The organism is Geomonas sp. Red276 (genome assembly GCF_054784495.1).
The window spans coordinates 445,140-465,979 of sequence record NZ_BLXW01000001.1 but is presented as its reverse complement, the minus strand read 5'-3'; the positions used below and the strand labels follow the sequence as shown (position 1 = coordinate 465,979).

The 20,840-nt window shown below is 65.7% G+C and carries 16 protein-coding genes; 11 read left to right on the top strand and 5 right to left on the bottom strand.

Annotated elements, in window-relative coordinates; genetic code table 11:
* Positions 1–31: 31 nt before the first annotated feature.
* The 4 genes from pdxA (at position 32) to ACYVL5_RS01980 (ending at position 5,745) form a co-directional block, all read left to right on the top strand.
* On the top strand, positions 32–1,063 hold the full coding sequence (pdxA, locus tag ACYVL5_RS01995; RefSeq protein WP_460593866.1) for a PdxA family dehydrogenase: 1,032 nt from the start codon (positions 32–34) through the stop codon (positions 1,061–1,063).
* Positions 1,060–2,028 carry a transglycosylase domain-containing protein gene (locus ACYVL5_RS01990; protein WP_460593865.1) on the top strand — a complete coding sequence of 323 codons (969 nt, stop codon included), beginning with the start codon at positions 1,060–1,062 and terminating at the stop codon, positions 2,026–2,028. Before pdxA ends, ACYVL5_RS01990 begins: the two co-directional genes overlap by 4 nt.
* Before the next feature lie 172 nt (positions 2,029–2,200).
* The gene (locus tag ACYVL5_RS01985; protein WP_460593864.1) at positions 2,201–3,277 is read left to right on the top strand and encodes an HD-GYP domain-containing protein; all 1,077 of its coding nucleotides are present in this window, start codon (positions 2,201–2,203) and stop codon (positions 3,275–3,277) included.
* Between the two features lie 26 nt (positions 3,278–3,303).
* Positions 3,304–5,745, top strand: coding sequence for a sensor domain-containing diguanylate cyclase (locus ACYVL5_RS01980; RefSeq protein WP_460593863.1), 2,442 nt, complete (start codon positions 3,304–3,306; stop codon positions 5,743–5,745).
* On the opposite strand, the gene ACYVL5_RS01975 is transcribed toward ACYVL5_RS01980, so the two are convergent.
* Positions 5,732–6,739 carry a hypothetical protein gene (locus ACYVL5_RS01975; protein WP_460593862.1) on the bottom strand — a complete coding sequence of 336 codons (1,008 nt, stop codon included), beginning with the start codon at positions 6,737–6,739 and terminating at the stop codon, positions 5,732–5,734. The two genes, ACYVL5_RS01980 and ACYVL5_RS01975, sit on opposite strands and share 14 nt — an antisense overlap.
* Before the next feature lie 271 nt (positions 6,740–7,010).
* Here ACYVL5_RS01975 and ACYVL5_RS01970 point away from each other — a divergent pair, with 271 nt between their 5' ends.
* The 3 genes from ACYVL5_RS01970 (at position 7,011) to ACYVL5_RS01960 (ending at position 11,087) form a co-directional block, all read left to right on the top strand.
* Positions 7,011–8,666, top strand: a complete 1,656-nt coding sequence (locus ACYVL5_RS01970) for a GspE/PulE family protein (protein ID WP_460593861.1) — start codon at positions 7,011–7,013, stop codon at positions 8,664–8,666.
* A 12-nt stretch (positions 8,667–8,678) separates the two neighbouring features.
* Positions 8,679–9,749 carry a type IV pilus twitching motility protein PilT gene (locus ACYVL5_RS01965; protein ID WP_460593860.1) on the top strand — a complete coding sequence of 357 codons (1,071 nt, stop codon included), beginning with the start codon at positions 8,679–8,681 and terminating at the stop codon, positions 9,747–9,749.
* Between the two features lie 126 nt (positions 9,750–9,875).
* Positions 9,876–11,087, top strand: coding sequence for a pyridoxal phosphate-dependent aminotransferase (locus ACYVL5_RS01960; RefSeq protein WP_460593859.1), 1,212 nt, complete (start codon positions 9,876–9,878; stop codon positions 11,085–11,087).
* Between the two features lie 203 nt (positions 11,088–11,290).
* Here ACYVL5_RS01960 and ACYVL5_RS01955 read toward each other — a convergent pair whose 3' ends face one another.
* The 4 genes from ACYVL5_RS01955 to ACYVL5_RS01940 all read right to left on the bottom strand — a co-directional run bounded on the left by ACYVL5_RS01955 (position 11,291) and on the right by ACYVL5_RS01940 (position 14,582).
* The gene (locus ACYVL5_RS01955) at positions 11,291–12,121 is read right to left on the bottom strand and encodes an alpha/beta fold hydrolase (RefSeq protein WP_460593858.1); all 831 of its coding nucleotides are present in this window, start codon (positions 12,119–12,121) and stop codon (positions 11,291–11,293) included.
* Between the two features lie 392 nt (positions 12,122–12,513).
* Positions 12,514–12,726: a hypothetical protein gene (locus ACYVL5_RS01950; RefSeq protein ID WP_460593857.1), complete on the bottom strand. Its 213-nt coding sequence runs from the start codon at positions 12,724–12,726 to the stop codon at positions 12,514–12,516.
* 65 nt (positions 12,727–12,791) lie between these two features.
* Positions 12,792–14,027 carry an HD domain-containing phosphohydrolase gene (locus tag ACYVL5_RS01945; RefSeq protein WP_460593856.1) on the bottom strand — a complete coding sequence of 412 codons (1,236 nt, stop codon included), beginning with the start codon at positions 14,025–14,027 and terminating at the stop codon, positions 12,792–12,794.
* A gap of 60 nt (positions 14,028–14,087) precedes the next feature.
* Complete coding sequence (locus ACYVL5_RS01940) at positions 14,088–14,582, bottom strand: GAF domain-containing protein (protein ID WP_460593855.1); 495 nt, start codon at positions 14,580–14,582, stop codon at positions 14,088–14,090.
* A 676-nt stretch (positions 14,583–15,258) separates the two neighbouring features.
* On the opposite strand from ACYVL5_RS01940, the gene ACYVL5_RS01935 reads away from it, so the two are divergent.
* The 4 genes from ACYVL5_RS01935 to ACYVL5_RS01920 all read left to right on the top strand — a co-directional run bounded on the left by ACYVL5_RS01935 (position 15,259) and on the right by ACYVL5_RS01920 (position 20,710).
* Entirely contained in the window at positions 15,259–16,950 is a 1,692-nt protein-coding gene (locus ACYVL5_RS01935; protein WP_460593854.1) for a hypothetical protein, read from the top strand.
* 122 nt (positions 16,951–17,072) lie between these two features.
* The gene (locus tag ACYVL5_RS01930; RefSeq protein WP_460593853.1) at positions 17,073–17,876 is read left to right on the top strand and encodes a hypothetical protein; all 804 of its coding nucleotides are present in this window, start codon (positions 17,073–17,075) and stop codon (positions 17,874–17,876) included.
* A gap of 120 nt (positions 17,877–17,996) precedes the next feature.
* A complete protein-coding gene (locus ACYVL5_RS01925; protein ID WP_460593852.1) occupies positions 17,997–18,899 on the top strand; it encodes a YceI family protein in 903 nt (300 codons plus the stop codon).
* 92 nt (positions 18,900–18,991) lie between these two features.
* Complete coding sequence (locus ACYVL5_RS01920; protein WP_460593851.1) at positions 18,992–20,710, top strand: alkaline phosphatase family protein; 1,719 nt, start codon at positions 18,992–18,994, stop codon at positions 20,708–20,710.
* Positions 20,711–20,840: the final 130 nt, after the last annotated feature.

The following is a 20,840-nucleotide window of genomic DNA, read 5'->3' as shown; positions in this document are numbered from 1 at the left end:
GGCGGCCTGGCCCGCCGGGAGGAGACGACAGATGGATAAACCGGTGATTGCGGTGACCATGGGGGACCCGAGCGGGATCGGCCCCGAGATCATCGCCGCTGCCCTGGCCGACCCGGAGGTTACCGGCCTGGCCCGTCCCCTGGTGCTCGGCGACCGCCGGGCCATGGAGCGCGGGATCGAGGTGGCCGGCGTCTCCCTCGCCATCGAGACCCTGGACGGCACCCTTCCCCCCGCCGCCCCCGCCCCGGGGGTCCTCTACCTCCGGGAGCTCTCCCAACTCGCCGACGCCGACATGCTCTACGGAAAGCCCACCCCGGCGGGGGGCGACGCCTGCTTCCGCTACATCTGCGAGGCGGCCCGTCTCTGCCTGGAGGGAGAGGCCGCCGCCATGGCCACCGCCCCCATCAACAAGGAATCGATGAACGGCGCCGGGCACCACTACCCGGGGCACACCGAGCTCTTGGCCGAACTGACCGGCACCGGCGACTTCGTCATGATGCTCGCGGGCGACCGGCTCAGGGTCACCCTGGTCACCATCCACGAGGCGCTCGCCAAGGTCCCGGGGCTCGTCACCTTCGAGAAGGTCCTCTCCACCATCCGGATCACCCACGACTCCCTCTCCCGCTGGTTCACCCCGCACCCGAAGCTCGCCGTGCTGGCCTTGAACCCGCACTGCGGCGAGGGGGGGATGTTCGGCGACGAGGAGAGCCGGATCATCGCCCCGGCGATCAGTGCCGCCCGCGAGGCGGGGATCGATGCCGAGGGGCCCCTTTCCGCCGACACCCTTTTCCACTTCGCCGCTTCCGGCGGGTACGACGCGGTGGTCTGCATGTACCACGACCAGGGGCTCATCCCCTTGAAGCTTCTCCACTTCGACGACGGGGTGAACGTCACCCTCGGGCTTCCCATCATCCGGACCTCGGTCGACCACGGCACCGCCTATAACCTGGCGGGAACCGGGAAGGCCTCGCCGGCGAGCATGAAGGCGGCCCTCGTCATGGCGGCGCAAATGGCCGGCCAGGGAGCGCCCGGCCGCGGGGGCGAGGAGGCCTCCAAGCGATGAAAAGATACTTCCGGTGGGGGGTGGCCGCCGTCGCCCTCTACATCGTCTACGTCGGTGTCTCCATCTTCTTCCTTCCGCCGGTCGAGACCCTCAAGGACCGAAAGGCCAACGTCACCATCCAGGTCAAGGACTGGCACGGCGACTACCACCCCTTCGTGGTCGGCCCCAAGAACCGCTACTGGACCCCCTCCCCCTCCATCCCCCCGGAGATGAAGTGGGCGGTCATCGTGGCCGAGGACTCCAACTTCTACAAGCACGAGGGGGTGGACCTGAAGGCGCTCAAGAACGCCATCAAGTACGACCTCGAGAAGAAGAGCTTCGCCCGCGGTGCCTCCACCATCACCCAGCAGGTGGCCAAGAACCTCTTCCTCTCCCGGGAGAAGACCATCACCCGCAAGGTGAAGGAGATCTACCTGGCCCGCCGGATGGAGCAGGAGCTCACCAAGGGGAGGATCATCGAGCTCTACCTGAACGTGATCGAGCTCGGCCCCATGGTCTACGGCATCGGTAACGGCTCCCGCTACTACTTCGGGAAATCCCCCTCGGCCATGACCCCGCGCGAGTGCGCCTTCCTGGCCGCCATGCTCCCGGGGCCCCGGGTGGCCTACAACCCGTACAAGAACCTCGGCAAGGTCTTGAAGCGGTCGAACATGATCCTGAGGCTGTTGGCCGAGAAGGGGGTCCTCTCGCAGGGGGAGTACCAGGCGGCCCTCAACGAGATCCCCAACCTGGGAAGGATGCAGAAGAAGGTTGACGAGAGCATCAAGCAGGTGGAGGTCATGAAGAACATCTCCAGCGCGCGGCTCCCGGAAGCGGCCGAACCCAAGCCCGAAGGGGGCGGGGCGGCCGGTGAGCAGCCCAAGGAGGGCGCCCAGGAGAGCGGGGCACCGGCCCAGGCGCCGCCCCCCGAGCAGCAAGCACCCCCGCCCGCCCCCGGCAACGCCCCGGAGGGGGCGAAGCCGTGACCTTCCCGGCCGCCTCCCTCCCCGCCTCCCTTCCGCTCCCCCTCCCCGTCCCGGGGAGGGGAGCCGCTTTCTCTCCCAATCCCTCCCTGATTGGTACCGTAGCCCTCAAGTTCACATTAGTTTTGCCGATGTGTGCAGTGGAAGCAGTATCCTGCAGAAATCGGAGCCCCAGATGGAAAGAGCAATAACAGGGACTGTGGTGGTAGTGGACGACGACCCGCTCGTCCTGGAGAGCGTGGCGATGCTGTTGACCGCCAGCGGCTTCGAGGTGAACCCTTTCTCTGACGGCCGGGAGGCCTTGAGCCTCATCGAGCACTCCCCTCCCCACGCGGTGGTCACCGACGTCAACATGCCGGGCATGGGGGGGATCGAGCTCCTGGAGCGGATCCACGAGCTCGACCGCAACATCCCGGTGATCCTGATGACCGCCTACGCCGAGCTCAACATGGCGGTCACCGCGATCAAGAAGGGGGCCTTCGACTTCATCATCAAGCCGTTCAAGCCCCCCTACCTGATCCACTCGGTGGAGAAGGGGATCAACTACCAGCGGCTTTTGCTGGTGGAGAAGAACTACAAGATGGAGCTCGAGCGCACGGTGGCCCAGCGGACCCGCGAGCTGGCCGACGCCCTGGTGCAGATGCGCAACATGAGCATGGAGACCATCGAGCGGCTGACGGCGGCGGCCGAGCTTCGCGACGAGGACACCGGCCGCCACATCTTCCGGATCGGGCTCTACGCGCGGCTTTTGGCCGAGAAGATGCGGCTTCCCTGGAAGTTCGTGGATACCATCGCCATGGCGGCCACCATGCACGACGTCGGCAAGATCGGCATCCCGGACTCCATCCTCTTGAAAAGGGGGCCGCTCACCGCCGACGAGTTCGCCATCATGAAAAGCCACAGCCAGATCGGCGAGAAGATCCTCTCCGGCTCGACCTACAAGGTCCTCCAGATGGCGGCCTCCATCGCGCTCAACCACCACGAGCGCTGGGACGGCACCGGCTATCCCAACGGCCGCAGCGGGGAGGATATCCCGATGGAGGGGCGGATCGTGATGCTGGTGGACCAGTACGACGCCCTGAGGAGCAAGCGGGTCTACAAGCCCGCGCTCGACCACGAGACGACGGTGCGGATCATCACCGAGGGGGACGGGCGCACCCTGCCCGGTCATTTCGATCCCGCGGTGCTGGATGCGTTCCGTGTCCACGCCGGCGGTCTGGAAGAGATCTACCGGACCAACTGCGACCAGTAGCCGTGCAGTACCTGGAGTAGCAACCCTTGCCTTCCTTTAGCCTCAAAATCAAGATGACCCTGGCGGTCGTGCTCTTCGGCGCGGTGGTTTCCACCGTGTCCGGAGTGGGGCTCCTCCTCTTTACCCGCGAATTCAAGAAGAGCGTGGCGGAGCAGCAGTTCTCCCTGGTCTCCACCATGGCCGGCGAGTTGGACGACAAGATCCTGGCGGCCCAGCGCGAGCTCTCCGCGGTGGCCCGCAGCATCCCGCCGGCGGCATTCAACGATCCCCAGGCCATGCAGCGCTTCCTGGACGGCCGCCTGGACGCCCAGCAGGTGTTCGCCGACGGGGTCGGTTTCTTCTCGGCCAAGGGGATCCTGACCGCCTCGTCGCCGGGGCAGAGCCCGCTCGTCGGGATGGATTTCTCCTCCCGCGACTTCTTCCGGCAGACGGTGGCGAGCGGGAAGGAGTACATCTCCGAGCCGTTTCGCTCCCAGTCGGGGGCCGGGCACCCGGTGGTGGTCTTCACCGCCCCGGTCTTCACGGCCGGCGGCAAGGTGGCCGGGGTGGTCGGAGGAAGGCTCGATCTTTTGGAGGAAAACTTCCTGGGGCGGCTTTCCCGTCTCAAGGTCGGCAAGAGCGGCAACTTCTTCCTCTTCAACAGCCAGAGGCAGCTGATCGTGCAGCGGGACCGCGACCGCCAGGCGCGCGGCGAGATGCTCGCCCGCAACAACGACCTTTTGCCGCGCGCCATCGCCGGGTTCGAGGGGAGCGGCGAGGCGGTGAGCCACAACGGGGAGGAGGTCCTCTACACCTTCAAGAAGCTCGCCACCACCGGATGGATCCTGGGGACCCGGGTTCCCATGGCCGAGGCCTATGCGCCGGTGGAGCGGGCACGCTCGCTGGTGCTCTGGAGTCTCGGGGTGGCGCTCCCCGCCTCGCTATTGCTCGTATGGCTCTTCCTCCACCGGCTGACCGCCCCGCTCGCCCTTTTGGCCCGGCGGGTGGCGGAGACCGGCGGGAGCGAGACCGGTTTCCGGCCGGTGGTGGTCCAGACCCGGGACGAGATCGGGATGCTGGCCGGGGTCTTCAACGAGGTGATGACCGAGCTCGCCGAACGCAGGCGCCTTCTGGAGCGGGAGAAGGGGTTCGCGGAAGGGCTCGTCCACCATACCGCCGTCCCCTGCTTCGTGATCGACGGCCGCCACCGGGTCATCATCTGGAACCGCGCCTGTGAGGAGCTGACCGGGATGCCGGCGGCCGAGGTGATCGGGGGGAGCGACCCCTGGAAGGTCTTCTATCCCTCCCCCCGCCCGGTGCTGGCCGACGTGGTGGTGGACGGTAGCCTGAACGAGATGGCGGATCTCTACGAGTACTACGCGGACTCGCCGCACGTGCACGAGGGGCTCCATGCGGAGGGGTGGTACAAGCTGCGGGGACGCTCCCGCTACCTCACCTTCGACGCCGCCCCCATCCGGGACGCCGACGGCTGCATCGTGGCGGCGATCCAGACCTTGCAGGACGTGACCCTGCGGGCGACCAACGAGGAACAGCTGCGGGGGATGGTGGCGGCCATCGGGGAGAGCGAGGAGCGCTTCAGGAGGCTCGTGGAGCTTTCCCTGGACGGGATCGCCATCCTGGTGGGGCGCCGCTTCGAGTTCATCAACCCGGCCGGGGCGGAGATGCTCGGGTTCGTGTCACCCGACGAGCTGACGGGAAGGGAGATGCGGGAGTTCATCCAGCGGGATTCGGCGGAGCTCTTCCAGGAGCAGCTGGGGTATACCGAGGAGAGCGGCGCCAACGCGCCGTGGATCGAGGAGCGGCTGTTACGGAAGGACGGGACCGCGGTGGAGGTGGAGATCGGGGTGAGCCCCTTCGTCCACCAGGGGAGCCCCGCCCTGCAGGTGATCTTTAGGGACATCACGGAAAGGAAGCTGGCCAAGGCCCGCCTGGAGACCCTGGCCCACTACGACTCGCTCACCTCGCTCCCCAACCGGGTGCTCTTCTTCGACCGGTTGAGACACGCGGTGACCGAGGCCAAGCGCTTCCAGCACCCGATGGCGCTCATGTACCTGGACCTCGACCGTTTCAAGGAGATCAACGACACCCTCGGGCATGCCGCGGGGGACGCGGTGCTGGTGGAGACCGGGCGCCGCCTGAAGGAGTGCGTGCGCGGCTGCGACATGGTGGCCCGCATGGGGGGGGACGAGTTCACCGTCATCCTCGGGAAGCTCGCCGACGAGCTCGACGCCGCGGTGGTCGCCGAGCGGATCATCCACTCCCTCTCGGTCCCCTTCAACGTCGAGGGGACCCTGGCCACCATCGGGGTGAGCATCGGGATCTGCATCTTCCCGACCTACGGCGGGGACATGGACCAGATGACCCGCAAGGCCGACCTGGCCCTCTACCAGTCCAAGGAGCAGGGGAGAAACCGCTACTGCTTCTACAGCGACGAGATGGATCAGGGGCGGGTGGCTACGCAACCATGATGCGCTTCGCCTCCTCCTCGTTGAGGGGCCCCTCAACGGTGATCTCCCGCTCGACCCCGTCGCAGTTGACCAGGATGCGCGCGGCGGTCCCCGCCTCGATCTTCGCGTAGCGCAAAAGAAGCCGGCCGGTCAGGGCCAAAAGCTCCTCCGAGCTCTCCCCCATCAGGGCCGCCAAGGGGCTCATGCCGTCCAGCCAGCGCAGGGTCGCCTCCCCGGCGTGCACCGAGCGCTCCAGCATCTCGTTCTCCGCCTCGTTTCTCCCCAGGATGACCTTGGTCCTCTCCCCGATCCTGAAGTGCCTCCCCAGCTTGAGAAGACGGAAGTCCCGCATGTTGAGCCCGTCCGAGTGGTCGAAGACGTCCCGGATCTTGGGGACGAAGGAGAGCTCGGTCAAAAGGCACCCCCCCGCCGGGCAGGGGTAGTTCTTGACGTCCAGCTCCTCGGCGAGCTCCATCTGATCCTTGCGGGAGCGCCCCTGGATGGCGAGGAGCTTCTCGCGGTCCACCCACCCCTGCTGCTCGGGGATGGTGGGGGAGAAGTGCTTGGCGGAGAGGGGGCGGAGCAAAAGCCCTTCGAGGCCGCTTTCCCGCTCGATGACCCTGAGGGTGTCGCGGCGCTGGCTCATCGGGCGCTGGCCGAGCACTTCGCCGGTGAAGACGAAGTCGGCGCCGATCTCCTCCATGTATTCCTTGGCCTTCTTCAAAAGGAAGATCCGGCAGTCGACGCAGGGGTTCAAACCCTTGCCGTAGCCGTGCCTGGGATTTCTCACGATCTCGAGGTAGTCGGCCCCCTTGTGCATCACCTTGATGGGGATCTTGAACTCCTCGGCGACCCGGACCGCCTCCGACTTGCAGCCGGCGTTCTTGCCGGTGCAGGTGCAGAAGGGGGAGGTGAAGTTGAGTGCTTCGACGGTGATGCCCTGTTCGAGAAGGACCTTGACCGCCAGGGTGGAGTCGAGTCCCCCCGACAGAAGGCCGATTGCTTTGCGCTGCATGTTGCGTTCTCCTTGAAAGATCCCCGAGGCCTCGCCGCCGGTTGCACCGCTGCGGCCGGCGTCCTCCACCCGCGGCGGTAGGCCGGGGGCGCCTTTACCGGGAAGCGCCGGCCGGTCGGTGAAAACGGACCGGGGCGCTTTCCCATGAGAGGAGGGGTGATAAGCTTGATAAGCTAACATGAAGGGAGAAGGAAAGTAAAGGTTGTCGGCGTGAGGTTTTTCGGGTAAATTCCCGTGGTGCCGTCGTCCCTAATTTTCCGGAGGTGCAGCCATGAACGGGCTTGTCAAGGAAGGATCCATTGGCGCGGTCCTCTTCAAATCGCAGATCATCACCGAGCAGGAGCTCCGGGCCGCCCTCGAGGCGCAGAAGGTTTCCGGCTGCCGGATCGGTGAGGCATTGGTGCGGCTGGGGGTCGTGACCCAGGAGGATATCGACTGGGCGCTCGCCAACCAGCTGAACATCCCGTACGTGCGGCTCAAGAAGGAGAACGTGGACGCCGCCGCGGTGGCCCGGGTCCCGGGCGGGCTCGCCCGCCGCTACCAGCTCTTCCCGGTCTTTCTGTCGGGGAGCGAGCTCTCGGTGGCCATGGCGGATCCCCTGAGCCAGGAGGCCATCGACGAACTGGGGCGGGTGACCGGCTGCCAGGTGACCATCTCGGTCGGGCTCATCCGGGAGATCCGGGAGATGCAGGATCTCTTCTATCCCGACCAGGAGGTCCCCGCCCTGGGCTTTCGTTCGGAGCTCTTCCCCCAGAAGGCGATGGAGGCGATCAACGCCGACCTGACCGGGGGGACCCTCTTGAACCACCTCCTCTTGATGGTGGTCAAGCAGAAGCTGACCACCCTCGGCCTGCAGCCGTTGGGGGACGAGGTCTCCGTGGTGGGGCGCGGCGGCGGCCGTATCGCCGAGCTCGGCAGGCTCGACGCCGCCCGCTACGGCGACCTGGTGGCCCGCATCCGCAAGCTCGCCAAGGCGGCACCGGCGCAGGAGATCTCCTCCACCGGCGTCCTCACCTTCGTCTACCAGGGGAGAAAGATCCCCTTCCAGGCGCTCTTGCTGCACGGGGTGGGGGGCGAGTACGTCACCCTCAAGCTGAAGATCGCCCCGCCGGCCCTTAGCTGCTTCGCCGACCTCCGGGTGAGCGACGCCAAGGCCCGGCAGCTCCGGGAGCTCGCCTCCGAGCGGGAGGGGCTCATCCTCTTCGCCGGCCGGGACCCCGAGGAGCGCTCGCGGCTCATGGACCTCTTCCTGGACGAGATCGACAGCTCGCGCCGGATGGTGATGGTGCTGGGCGAGCGGCTTGGGCGCGGCAACCGCCACTTCCCGCGCATCCCCCTCCAGCGCGACGGCGTCGACCAGAGCTCCTCGGTGATCACGGCGGCGCTCGACCACGATCCCGACGTCCTCTTCATCGACGACATCACCGCACCCGAGGCCTTCCTCTCCGCGAGCAAGGCGGTCATGCGCGGCAAGCTCGTGGTGGCCGGGATCTCCTTCGGAGACAAGGGATCGCTCCTGAAGCAGCTCCTTTACCTCCGGCAGAAGAACTACCTGATCCCCACCCACCTCAAGGGGACGGTCTCCTGCAAGTCGGTGCTGACGCTCTGCCCCAACTGCCGCGAGCGCTACCTCCCGGCTCCCGAAGAGCTGGCGGCCCTGCGGCTGCCGCCGTCCGGGCGGGAATACTTCCGTCCCCGCGGGTGCCCGGAGTGCGACCACACCGGCTACGGCGGGAGGCGCTACCTCCTCGACGTGATCCGCTTCGACAAGGCGTTCATCGAGGCCTTCGAGATGATCGGCAAGAGCTCGGAGATCATCCAATACATGAAAGACAACGGTTACCGCGGCATCACCGAAGAGGGTGGCGACCTCCTGGAGAGGGGCGAGATCTCCCCGGGCGAGTACGTGGCTTCCATATTACTGTGACGGAGACGAGACATGGCAAGGATTGACGCACTGTTCAAACTGATGAGCGACAAAGGGGCATCGGACCTGCACCTTTCCACCGGGTCGCCCCCCATCTTCAGGTTGCGCGGCGAGATGGAGCGGCAGAACTTCAAGCCGCTCAGCCACGACGAGTTGAAATCGATCCTCTTCGAGATCCTGACCGAGAAGCAGCGGCAGACCTTCGAGGAGAAGCACGATCTCGACTTCGCCTACTCCGTCCCCGGGCTGGCCCGTTTCCGCGGGAACCTGATGATGCAGCACCGCGGGATCGCCGCCGTGTTCAGGATCATCCCGAGCAAGATCCTGACCGCCGACGAGCTGAACCTTCCCGAGGGGGTGAGAAGGCTCACCACCCTGAAGAAGGGGCTCGTGCTGGTGACCGGGCCGACCGGCTCCGGCAAGTCGACCACGCTGGCCGCCATGATCGACCTGATCAACTCCACCCGGCAGGACCACATCCTGACCCTGGAGGATCCGCTCGAGTTCATCCACGAGAACAAGAAGTCGCTCTTCAACCAGCGCCAGATCGGCGAGCACTCCGACAGCTTCGCCTCGGCCCTGAGGGCGGCCTTGCGCGAGGACCCGGACGTCATCCTGGTCGGCGAGATGCGCGACCTGGAGACCATTCACCTGGCGATGAGCGCCGCCGAGACCGGCCACCTGGTCTTCGGCACCCTGCACACCTCCTCGGCCGCCAAGACCGTGGACCGCATCGTGGACGTCTTCCCGAAGGACTCCCAGGAGCAGGTGCGCGCCATCCTCTCCGAATCGCTCAAGGGGGTCATCTGCCAGCAGCTTCTGAAGACCGCCGACGGGAAGGGGAGGGTCGCCGGGCTGGAGATCATGATCGGGACCCCGGCCATCGGGAACCTGATCCGGGAAGGGAAGACCTTCCAGATCCCCTCCATCATGCAGACCGCGAGAAAGGACGGGATGCAGCTCATGGACCAGCACATCCTCGACCTTTTGAAGACCAAGCGGGTCGCCCCCGAGGAGGCCTACCGCTGCTGCGTCGACAAGAAACAGTTCGAACAGTACCTCACCGCCGCACCCGCGAGCTGAAACAGCGGGGCGTGATCGCCGCCGCGTCACACTAAGCCCCCTCACCCGCCCTTGGGGCACCCTCTCCCGGCGGGAGAGGGGCAGGGGTGAGGGAGTTTGCGCGGCAGGCGAGTCAAAGGATTCCGCATGAAGTTCCCGATCTCCCCCCGGGCGCTCCGCGTCCACCCGCCCCCCATCTCCGAAGTGAAGGGGTGGCTTTCCGAGGCCCGCTCCGGGCTCCCCCTCATCGATCTCTGCCAGGCCATCCCCGACTACCCGCCGCCGCCGGAGATGAACAGCCATCTCGCCTCCCTCACCTCCGATCCCGACATTTCCCGCTACTCACCAGACGAGGGGCTTCCCGAGGTGCGCGAGGCGATCTGCACCGCCTACCGCGATCTCTACGGCGCGTCGCTCAAGCCGGACGAGATCTGCCTCACCATCGGCGCGAGCGAGGCGTTCTGGCTTGCCATGGTGACCCTCTGCCAGTCGGGGGACGAGGTTATCGTCCAGCTCCCGGCCTACTTCGACCATCCCATGGCGCTGGAGATGCTGGGGATCCGCTGCGTCTACGCACCCTTCCAGGAGGGGAACGGCGGGATACCGGACGTCGCCACCATCTCCCGGCTGATCGGGGAGAAGACCCGGGCGATCCTCCTGGTGTCGCCGAGCAACCCGACCGGGGCGGTGATCCCACCCGCGCTGGTGCGGGAGCTCTACCAGCTGGCGGCCTCACGCGGCATCGCGCTGGTGCTCGACGAGACCTACAACAGCTTCATCACCGGGGGGGTGAGGCCGCACCACCTCTTCGAGGATGCCGGCTGGGGGGACCATTTCATTCACATCGCCTCGTTCGGGAAGACCTTCGCCCTGACCGGCTATCGGGCGGGGATGCTGGCCGCCTCACGGGAGTTCATCGGCCACGCGCTGAAGAGCCAGGACAGCATGGCGGTCTGCCAGCCGCGCCTCACCCAGCATGCGGTCAAGTTCGGGCTGGAGCGGCTTTCCGGCTGGGTGGCGGCCAACCGGCTGATGATGGAGCGGCGGCACCAGGTATTCCGGACCGAGTTCCTGAGGGAGGGGAACCCCTTCCGGCTGGTGGCGAGCGGGCCGTTCTTCGGGTGGGTCAGGCATCCCTTCGAGGGGAGTACCGGTAGGGAGGTGGCCAGGAGGATGGTGACTGAGGCGGGGGTGCTGCTGTTGCCCGGGGAGGTGTTCGGTCCGGGGATGGAGTGCTACCTGCGGCTCGCCTTCGGCAACATCAAGGAGGAGGCCATCCCGGAGGCGGTGGAGAGGTTCAGGAACTTCCCGGTAGGCGCCGGCGGGGCCAGCGGCGCCCACGCAGGCGTCGGGGTTTAGGGGTACGAACTCCATATATCCTCTCCCCCACGGGAGTGAAAACCTCCCTCACCCGCCCTTCGGGCACCCTCTCCCCTAAAGGGGCGAGGGTAGGCTGACCGTCTCCTGCACGAAAAAAGATGGGCAGAGGCTGCCCACCCTACGAAACCCCTCGCCCCTTTAGGAGAGGGGCTGGGGTGGGGGAGGTTTTTGATACGGGAGGGTCACTCCAAAAATGCCAGCAGTTCCCGGTTCACTTCTTCGGCGTGGGTCCAGTTGAGGCCGTGGGGGGCGCCGGCCACTACCATGAGACGGCTCCCCTTGACCGCCTCGTGGGTCCGGCTCCCGGTAGAGGCGAAGGGGAGGATCCGGTCGTTGTCGCCGTGGATGATCAGGGTCGGGATGTCGATCCGGATCAGGTCGTCCCTGAAATCCGTAAGCCACGCCTGCACGCAGTCGAGGGTCGCCTTCGGTGACGCCGAGGCCGCCACGTTCCACGACAGCCGCACCACTTCCTCGCTCACCTTTCTCCCGCCGAAGACATGCAGGTTGTAGAAGTTGGAGAGGAAACTCGTCAGGAAGGCGGGGCGGTCGGCCTGGATCGCCTGCTTGATCCTCTCGAATACGCTCCCCTCGACTCCCCCCGGATTGTCCGGACTCTTCAATAGAAACGGCGTCACCGAGGCCATGAAGACGGCCCGCTTCACCCGCTCCTTCCCGTAACGCCCCAGGTAGCGTGCCACCTCGCCCCCACCCATGGAGAACCCGACCAGGGTCACCTCCCGCAGGTCCAGCTTGGTCAAAAGCTTGTGCAGGTCGTCGGCCAGCGTCAGGTAGTCGTAACCGGACGCCGGGCGGCTCGACATCCCGAATCCTCTCCGGTCATAGGTGATCACCCGGTGCCCCGCCTTCAACAGGGCCGTCACCTGCTTCTCCCAGAAGGCGCTGCTGAGCGGCCAGCCGTGGATCAGCACCACCGGCCTCCCCACCCCGTGATCTTCGTAGTACAGGTCGATGTTGCAGGAGTTTTCCTTCCCAACCGTGATGTAGTTCATGGCGAACCTCCGTCTCCAGCCGATCGGCAGTACCCGCCGAAGAGGAGATGAGATGTATTTGGGCACGTTAATGTGATACAGCAATTTGCTGGCAAGTCAATGAACCGTTGGGCTGGGAGATGGACCGGGGCAGGGGGAGGGGACGGGGGAAGCGGGAAGGGAGGTGGCCAGGGGAGCGGCGGAGTTTAAAACCTCCCTCACCCGGCCTTCGGCCACCCTCTCCCCTAAAGGGGCGAGGGTAGATGAAAGTAAGGCGTTCGGCCACCCTCTCCCCTAAAGGGGCGAGGGTAGATGAAAGTAAGGCGTTCGGCCACCATCTCCACCAAAGGGCGAGGGTAAATGGCAAGTAAGGCGTTCGGTCACCCTTGATGGGGCGAGGGTAAATGGGGGGGCTAGCTGAGGAGGAGGTGGTCGCAGGCGCAAGGGGCCCGGCGACGGCGCTCGCCGGACGACAGGGTGCAGGGGGCGGGCTCCCGCATGGCGGTGCCGGGAACGCGGGGGGAGAGCTGGCCGATCGGCGCCACCGGGTGCCAGTAGCGGTGGCCGGCCTCTCCCTGAGGCTCGTAGCGGTCGTGAACCGGACGCATATCGCTGGCTCTGTTCATCAACACTCCGTGGCGGCGAGCGCTGCGGCTGCCGTATCGGGTCTTCCCTCGGCGAGGGGCCGCGGCTAGATCCCGTGGTCGGGGTAGATTTTCTTGATCTGCTGGAGGGAGTCGAGGTTCTCCAGGAAGAGCTCGACCAGTCCCGGGTCGAACTGCTTGCCGGCCTCCTCGGCGATGGTGCTGACCACCTCGGTCTCCCCCCACGATTCCTTGTAGCTTCTGCGGCTGGAGAGGGCGTCGTAGACGTCGGCGATGGCAACGATCCGCCCGAGCAGCGGGATCTCCTCCCCCTGCTTGCCGCGCGGGCGCCCGCTCTCGTCGGCGAAGCCCGGGATCGGCTCGCCGCTTTCCGGATCGACATGTCCCGGGTATCCCCGGCCGTCCCAGCGTTCGTGGTGGTTCAGGGCCACGATGGCCGCCGATTCGTCGAACTGGGAATAGACGTCCGAGAAGAGTGCTGCGCCGAAGACGGTGTGCTGCTTCATGGCGTCGAACTCCTCCGGCGTCAGCTTGCCGGGCTTTTTCAGGATGGTGTCGGAGATCGCCACCTTCCCCACGTCGTGCAGCATGGCCGCCATCCTCAAGACGTCGCGGTTCTTGTCGATCTCCTCCTGGGTGACCCCCGTCTTCTGGGCCCAGGCGTCGTAGAGGACCACGGCATAGGAGGCGACCCGGTTGACGTGGGGGCCGGTCTCGTGGGGATCCCGCATCTTGGCCATCTTGTTCATCCGCAGGATGAGCTCCCGGGTGATCTTGGCCCGCTCGATGGCGTTGGCGGCGTTGTTGGCGAAGTAGTCGACGATCTCCCCCTCGGCCTGGAAGGGAACCACCCGCCCGTCGCCGTCGAGCGCGTTGATCAGCTGAAGCACCCCGATGACGTCGTTTCGGAAGTTCTTCAACGGGACGGTCAGCATCGAATGGGTCCGGTAGCCGGTCAGGTTGTCGTAGCTGCGGTCGAAGGAGTAGGGGGAGCCGGCGGGCATGCTGTCCACGTCGGGAAGGTTGATCGCGGTACCCTGGGCGGAGACGTACCCTGCGATCGAGCGGTTGTTGATGGGGATGGTGAAGGTGGAGTAGGGGAGCTTCTTCCCCGGGGGGAGCTGCCCCTGGAGGGTGTCGTTCTGGGCGTGGCTGAACTTCAGGCCATCCGATTCCTTGATGTAGATGGAACCGGCGTCGCAGTTGGTGAGGGCACGGGCCTCGCTCAGGATCTTCTCCAAAAGGAGATCGATATCCTTGATCTGGGAGATCTCCAGCCCCAGCTTGACTACCTTCTCGAGAATCGCTAGCGGTCGTTCCATGCTCGTCGCTCTGTCCTTCGGTCCGCCGATCATGCCATGGGCGGGAGGGTGGCCTTTCCCTTACACGTGCCTGCCGATTACCCGCGCGATTTCGCCCAGCGCCTGCAGCTCGCCCGGCGAAAAGTTCTTGAGCCCTTCGTCGTTGGACCCCTTGCGGGACACCTGGAGCACCCCCCTCACCGCATCGTCGCGCAGGATGGGGACGCTCATGATCCTCTGGATCGGGAGCCCCTTCTCCTTGCCGTAGGCCTCGAAGACGAAGAGGTGGGGGGTGGAGGCGAAGCTGTTGTTGATCATCGCGCGCTTTTCGCGGGCGGTGTTGGCAACGAGGGAGCGGGTGGCGGAGATGGGGATGGAACCGGAGTTGCGCAGTTCGTGGGGCCAGGCGAAGTTGAGGCAATCCTGGTCGGCGTCGTAGAGGAAAAAGGCTACTTCGCTTTTATCGACGCCGAAGACGCGGCAGAGGGCGTCGGCCGCTGCCGCTATCTTCTGATCCACATCCTGGCGGGAGGCAAGCAACGCCTCCAGCTTCTCACAGATTTCTACGAGCTGCATAGGACACCCCTGTGGGAGAGGCACGGTTTCATCACGCGCCGTCGTACCCGGGAGAGTAGTTCTCAGTTTGTCAAAAAACACCGTTTGGTGCCACCAAGTATCTTCATAAACAACAATAGTGTCAAGAAAGATTCACTGAGTGATTTCCAACCCGTTACCTGTTGCTACTACAGTAATCATCCCCCCTCACTCTGTCAGCCCCGCTCCAAAAACAATCGATCGCCTTACTCATTAAAGGGCGGAGCCGTTCGGCCGATAAGCCTTTCTGACACCCATCCCGAACCCGACCGGGTGCGGGGGCTCGGGATGAAGGGGGTTCAGAGTTTATCTCGCGCTGTTCAGGATTTGCACAGCGCGGGGCGGGCTGTGGGAACGGATAGGTAGTGTAAACAGCATGTTGGCGGTGGTACGGAAGCTGCTAGATAGCTCGTCACCGCGGCGAGGCCCTGGCCTCGTTAACCTGTAACCGGTGGCTCCCCCGAATGGCGAGCGGCAAGGAGGAAGGGATGAAAGCAATCACGAGGACGTTAATGGCAATTGCAGCAGTGGCAGCGCTTTTATGCGCAGGGTGTGGGGGGAGCGGCTCCACCGCGGCCCCGGGCGCCGGCAATAACAGCCCCAGCGGCACCATCCAGGGAAGCGCCAAGTAACCCGATCACCAGAAAGTGAGGTCACCATGAAATTCGTCAGAACGTTCGCGGCCACCGCCGCCCTCATCGCCGCCACCGCCGCCACCAGCTTCGCGCTTACCGCCAACACCAACTACACCATCACCTCCGCCAAGCTCAACAGCAACGGCACCGTTTCCGCCATCGAGACCGTTCCGGCGACCACCGACGCCAACGGCCTCTTGACCTTCTCCCTTTCTACGGTGCCGACCAACGCCCAGGCCAACTTCCTGGTCTTCACCATCGCGGACCAAAACGGCAACGTGGTGCGCAAGGGGATCGTCCCGGCGCCCCCGACCGGTGACGTGAACCAGCTGGGGATCAACGACCTGGCCACCGCCCAGGCCACTACCTTCCTGAAGGCGGCTGAGCTCGCGGGGAGCGACGACCCGATCCTGGCCGGCTACCTCCTGGTGCTGCTCCGCTACCCGAACATCCAGGACTCCGACGTGGTCAAGCTCGGCAACCTCGGCAAGGCGGCCATCCTCGGCAACGGAGGCTTCGAGGGGTACCTGCAGTCGAGCGGGATCAGCGCCTCCCAGCTGTCGGCCCTCAAGGCGTGCCTGATCTACAATTCCGACAGCAACAAGAACACGCTGCGCAACATCACCAAGCAGTACTACACCGCGGTCAACAGCGGCGACGCCACCACGGAAACCACCGAGACCCAGAAGGCGGGCGGCCTGATGGCCGACGTCTTCATGGACGCCGCCGCCTGCGCCGGGATCGATCTCGACTACATCACCAGCGCCCACGACGCGGCTGGCGACGCCGCCAACGCCACCGGCCTCATGTCTGGCCCCGACGGCATCTCCCCCAACCTGATGTCCTCCCTCGACCAATCGATGAGCGCCTTCAACCGCAAGATCGGCATGGTCAAGATGGTCACCAACTACACCAATGCGCTGAACACGCTGCAGGCCACCGGAGGCCAGGTCGACACCTTCATCGGCGCGGCACAGGCCATGGCGACCACCTCCAACACGGTGGAGACCCAGTACGGCGACTTCTTCAGGGATCCCGCCACCTACCTCGCCGCCCACCCGGGAGCCACCGCCGACTCGGTGCAAAACGCCATCAACACGATCTATTCGAACGCCTGGACCACCTTCCAGGGCGCCATTGCCGCCTCCAATACGGAGATCGCCGCCCTCAAGGCCGCCGTCATCGCCGCCTTCCCCGGGATCCAGCTTCCCCCCGACTTCGGGGTCAACTACGACGGGAGCCAGAATCCCCCCAACTGGCCGGTGCAGCAGGTGGTCATGGTGAACTGGATGGTGAACCTGATCAAGCAGGGGGGGAGCATCGGCTACACCCGCGACACCCTCCCGATTCCGAGCAACATGCAGGGCTGGATGGGAAGCTGCTCGATCCCGCAGGACTGGAACATGATGACCTGCCAGCAGGCCGGCGGCACCTGGACTCCGGGGCGTAACACCTTCGACACCCCGTCGGCGGCCTTCAACGCCTACCTCGGAATCCAGCAGGACGTGAACATCGCCTGGATGACCAGGAGCTCCATCTGGGATAACGGCAACCAGCCGACCTCGGCCCAGAGGATCCAGGCTACTACCGATTTCATCAACAACCTCGCCAACATCCAGAGCAAGATCGTGGCCATGAAGGCGGGGAACGTCCCGGCCTCGGACGCCGAGAAGAAGGCGATCATCCTCTTGATGCTGCAGCCCCAGATCGACTAGCGAAAAACCGGACGGGCGGCGGGAGAGATCCTGCCGCCCGGCCAGTCCCGGCCAGTCCCGGCCAGTCCCGGCCAGTCCCGGCGATGCCCCCGGCTTCGTCGCCGCAGCCTGATGGAGTGCCGATGAAAGCCTCCCCCATCATAAGTTCGCTTCTTTTGCACCTGGCGGTGATCTCGCTGGTGGTGCTCTGCGCCGCCTCGCCCCCCCGCCCGCTCTCCGCGGTCCCACCCGTCTACCTGGACCTCTCGCCGGCGGCTCCCAGGCTGGAAAGCGAGCAGAGCCCGCAGGCCCCGCCGGGGGCAGGCGTGTCATCGCTGGACTCGCAGGCTCCCCTGCCGAGGCCGGGAGCTCCAGGCGAGCGCTCTCATCTCTCCTCTTCCGCTCCGCCCGTGGAAGGGAGGCAGGTTGCCGCTTCCGCACCGTCGGTAGATGGGCCCCCACTCGCCGCTTCCCCCCCCTTGGCGGCGGCTTCTGCCGAGTCGTCCGCATCCATCTCTCCCCAACCGTCAGCCGGGCTATTTCCCCAAGCTTCCGCCCAGCCGTCCGCCCGCCGGGCAGCCCAGGCGGCACCGCAGTGGAGCCAGGCCTTCGCCCGGGCTGCGTACCAGCAACAGGGGATGTTCCGGAGCCGGAGCTATTCCGATGTCGCCTCCCTCGCGGTCAGGAAGATAGTGGAGGGAAGAGTCCCCATTGATACCCGCCGGGAACTGGATGGGGTGCAGGCCGAAGTGGTGGCCGACTACCCGGAGGAGGCACCCGCCATCGAGGTGACGAGCGGCAACGCCATCCTTGTGCGTGCCCTGCGTGACCCGGTGGCCTGGAGGGAGCTCCCTTCCCCGAGCCAGTACCGGTTGCCGTACCGCCAGGTCGCCTTCCTGGTCCGCTTCGATCGCGGCACCGTCCATGTCGGCCTAACCTCCCGCTGATCCACCTTCTCCTCACCCGCCTGCTTTCAAGACAGTCCCTCCCTGCTGGTGTAATATTTACTCCAACAGTTGTATCGGTTCCTCTTTGGCTAAATGCCTTGGTGGAGAGGGAGATCTGTCATGGAAAGAGTCAGTTGCGCTCAAGTTGTTGCATTACAGAAAGTGGGGGCGGTCCTTCTCGATGTCATGACGCCGGAAGACTATGCCTGCTGCCATATATCAGGTGCCAGTAACGCATGCATCTATGAGGTGGTCTTCCTGGAGCGGGTGAAGGAGGCGGTGCCGGACCCGACCTCGGCGGTGGTCGTCTACGACGCGAGCGGGAGCACGCGGGCAGGGACGCTGGCGGTGGAGCGGCTCAGGCAGGCGGGGTACGAGATGGTCTACCTCCTGGAAGGTGGGCTGGCGGCCTGGTTCGGCGCGGGGCTTCCGGTGAAGGGAACGGGGACCGATGGGCGAAGCGAGCCGGCGCTGGCCGACGGGCGCTACCGGATCGACAGCGAGAGGAGCTCGCTGGAGTGGATCGGCCGCAATTTCAACAACCGGCACCACGGCAGGATCCCGATCATCGAGGGGAGCCTGGCGGTACGGGGCCAGGGGGTGGCGGAAGGGCGGGTGGTGGCGGATATGGCCGGCATCTCCAACTTCGATCTGCAGGACCCGGCCTGGCATGACCTGCTGATCGCTCACCTGAAGTCCGATGACTTTTTCGCCGTCGATCGTTTCCCCACCGCCGAATTCAGGCTGACGACGTGGGAACCGGGGCGGGCCTCCTCGGTTGAGGTGCTGGACGGGGCGGCGACCGGGGAGCTCACCATCCGGGACGTAACCCGGCGGATCGTCTTCCCTGCCTCGCTGGCACCCCAGCCGGACGGAACCGTCAAGGCCCACGCCCTGCTGGAGATCGACCGGACTCTCTGGAATGTCGGATACGGCTCGGCGAAATGGTATGAGCGCCTCGGCATGCACCTGGTCCACGACCTCATCACCATCGAGCTCTTCCTGTGCGCGGTGAGGGAGTAGCGTGTGTTTGTAAGACAAACGTGACGTGGCTCACCGCCCGCTTTGTGCTACAACGTACCGATGACGACAGCATCACTTCGTGGGAGGGAACAATGATCTCATCGGGAACGAGAAGGCTACTCGCCGTGACGGTGGCGGGTGCCCTGCTGGGGGCGGGGGGCTCGGTCTCCTTGGCCGCCGAACGGGACCAGGCGCTCGGGAAGATCGGGCACTTCGTGGTGATCTACCAGGAAAACCACAGCTTCGACAATCTCTTCAGCGAGTGGGAGAAGGTGGACGGTCTGGCGGCCTACGTCCCCCAGGTGGACCAGCGAGGCGAAAGGCTCTCCTGCCTGCCGCAAGTCGACCTGAACCTCCGCTCCCCGGTGCCGCTGCCCGCCACCTGTCTCGACACCCGCCGCAGCCTTGCCGGCGCCTTCACCAACTTTCCCTTTCCCATCGAGAAGTACATAAAGGCGGACGATCGGAGCTGTCCACGGCCGGACGAGAGGACACCCGCGGGGGTAGAGAAAGGAAAAGGGCTCCCCGGCGGGTGCACCATGGACCTCGACCACCGCTTTTACCAGGAGCAGTACCAGATCGACGGCGGGAAGATGGACCGCTATGTGACCGGCTCCAACGCGGCGGGGCTCGCCGTCGGGTACTATCGGAGCAGGGAGCTGCCCCTCTACAAGTACCTGCACGAGAGGAACCACCCGAATTACGTGATCGCCGACAACTTCTTCCAGGCCGCCTTCGGTGGGTCGTTCCTCAACCACCAGTGGCTGATCGCCGCCCGCACGCCGCAATGGCCGAACGCCGTGAATGACGGGACGGAGCGGGATCTTCACGCGGTGGTGGACGCGAACGGGATGCCGAAACGGACGCCGCTGTACCAGCCGGAGGGCGAGGTCAAGGATGGTCCCCTCACCGCCTCCTGCCTGCCGGCTCCGGGCCGACCGAAGACCCCAGCCGGCGTCACCTGCGGCGATTATGCGGTCAATACCGTCCAGTCCGCTTCCTGGCCGTTCGATCCGTCCTCCAAGCCGGAGCAGCGTCTGCCGCTTCTGGAGACACCCACCATCGGGGACCGCCTCACCGCGGTCGGCATCGGCTGGGGATGGTACTCCGGGGGATGGGCCGACGCCGAAGGGGCCAACGGCGAACCAGGTTTCACGGGTGGCTCCGGCCCGGCCTGCGGTCCCGGTGCGATTCCCGGATCAACCTGGCCCCGCTGCCCGGACCGTCTCTTCCAGTTCCATCACCAGCCGTTCAACTACTACGCCGCCTATGCCCCCGGGACTCAGGCGCGTCGGGAGCATCTGCGCGACGAGGAGGAGTTCCGGAAACTGGTCGCCTCGTCACCCAAGGGGGGGCGATGCCAGCTCCGGGCGGTCAGCTTCGTGAAGCCTTTGGGGGCCGAGAACGAGCACCCCGGCTACGCCAGCCAGCGAAACGGCAACTCGCACCTGGTGGAGCTGCTCCGCTCCATCGAGGGGAGCGCCTGTGCCGCGGATACCATGGTCATCGTCACCTACGACGAATTCGGAGGACAGGCCGACCACGTGCCTCCTCCCAGCCCGAGCAACCCGAAGGGGCCGTACGACCAGTGGGGCCCGGGCACCAGGATCCCCGCGGTGGTGATCGCCCCCGGCCTCCCCTACCGGTTCGCCGTCGACCACCAGGAGCACGATACCACCTCCATCCTGGCCACCATCGAGCGGCGCTTCGGTCTCGCACCGCTTGGGCCTCGGGATGGTGCAGTGGAGGATCTCGGCACCGTCTACCAGGCGCCGCGCGCAGATGAGCAGCGCGGGAGGCACCGCCGGTAGGGATAACGAGGCTCCCCTCGCCCCTTTAGGGGAGAGGGGCGGGGGTGAGGGAGGGGTTAAAATCTACCCTCACCCGGCCTTCGGCCACCCTCTCCCCCAAGGGGGCGAGGGTATAACGTGGGGGGAGTGG

Excerpts from the sequence above, each read along its gene's own strand:
- pdxA (WP_460593866.1), top strand. The coding sequence starts at position 32 with ATGGATAAACCGGTGATTGCGGTGACCATGGGGGACCCGAGCGGGATC.
- ACYVL5_RS01990 (WP_460593865.1), top strand. The coding sequence starts at position 1,060 with ATGAAAAGATACTTCCGGTGGGGGGTGGCCGCCGTCGCCCTCTACATC.
- ACYVL5_RS01985 (WP_460593864.1), top strand. The coding sequence starts at position 2,201 with ATGGAAAGAGCAATAACAGGGACTGTGGTGGTAGTGGACGACGACCCG.
- ACYVL5_RS01975 (WP_460593862.1), bottom strand. The coding sequence starts at position 6,739 with ATGCAGCGCAAAGCAATCGGCCTTCTGTCGGGGGGACTCGACTCCACC.
- ACYVL5_RS01970 (WP_460593861.1), top strand. The coding sequence starts at position 7,011 with ATGAACGGGCTTGTCAAGGAAGGATCCATTGGCGCGGTCCTCTTCAAA.
- ACYVL5_RS01965 (WP_460593860.1), top strand. The coding sequence starts at position 8,679 with ATGGCAAGGATTGACGCACTGTTCAAACTGATGAGCGACAAAGGGGCA.
- ACYVL5_RS01960 (WP_460593859.1), top strand. The coding sequence starts at position 9,876 with ATGAAGTTCCCGATCTCCCCCCGGGCGCTCCGCGTCCACCCGCCCCCC.
- ACYVL5_RS01955 (WP_460593858.1), bottom strand. The coding sequence starts at position 12,121 with ATGAACTACATCACGGTTGGGAAGGAAAACTCCTGCAACATCGACCTG.
- ACYVL5_RS01950 (WP_460593857.1), bottom strand. The coding sequence starts at position 12,726 with ATGAACAGAGCCAGCGATATGCGTCCGGTTCACGACCGCTACGAGCCT.
- ACYVL5_RS01945 (WP_460593856.1), bottom strand. The coding sequence starts at position 14,027 with ATGGAACGACCGCTAGCGATTCTCGAGAAGGTAGTCAAGCTGGGGCTG.
- ACYVL5_RS01940 (WP_460593855.1), bottom strand. The coding sequence starts at position 14,582 with ATGCAGCTCGTAGAAATCTGTGAGAAGCTGGAGGCGTTGCTTGCCTCC.
- ACYVL5_RS01935 (WP_460593854.1), top strand. The coding sequence starts at position 15,259 with ATGAAATTCGTCAGAACGTTCGCGGCCACCGCCGCCCTCATCGCCGCC.
- ACYVL5_RS01930 (WP_460593853.1), top strand. The coding sequence starts at position 17,073 with ATGAAAGCCTCCCCCATCATAAGTTCGCTTCTTTTGCACCTGGCGGTG.
- ACYVL5_RS01925 (WP_460593852.1), top strand. The coding sequence starts at position 17,997 with ATGGAAAGAGTCAGTTGCGCTCAAGTTGTTGCATTACAGAAAGTGGGG.
- ACYVL5_RS01920 (WP_460593851.1), top strand. The coding sequence starts at position 18,992 with ATGATCTCATCGGGAACGAGAAGGCTACTCGCCGTGACGGTGGCGGGT.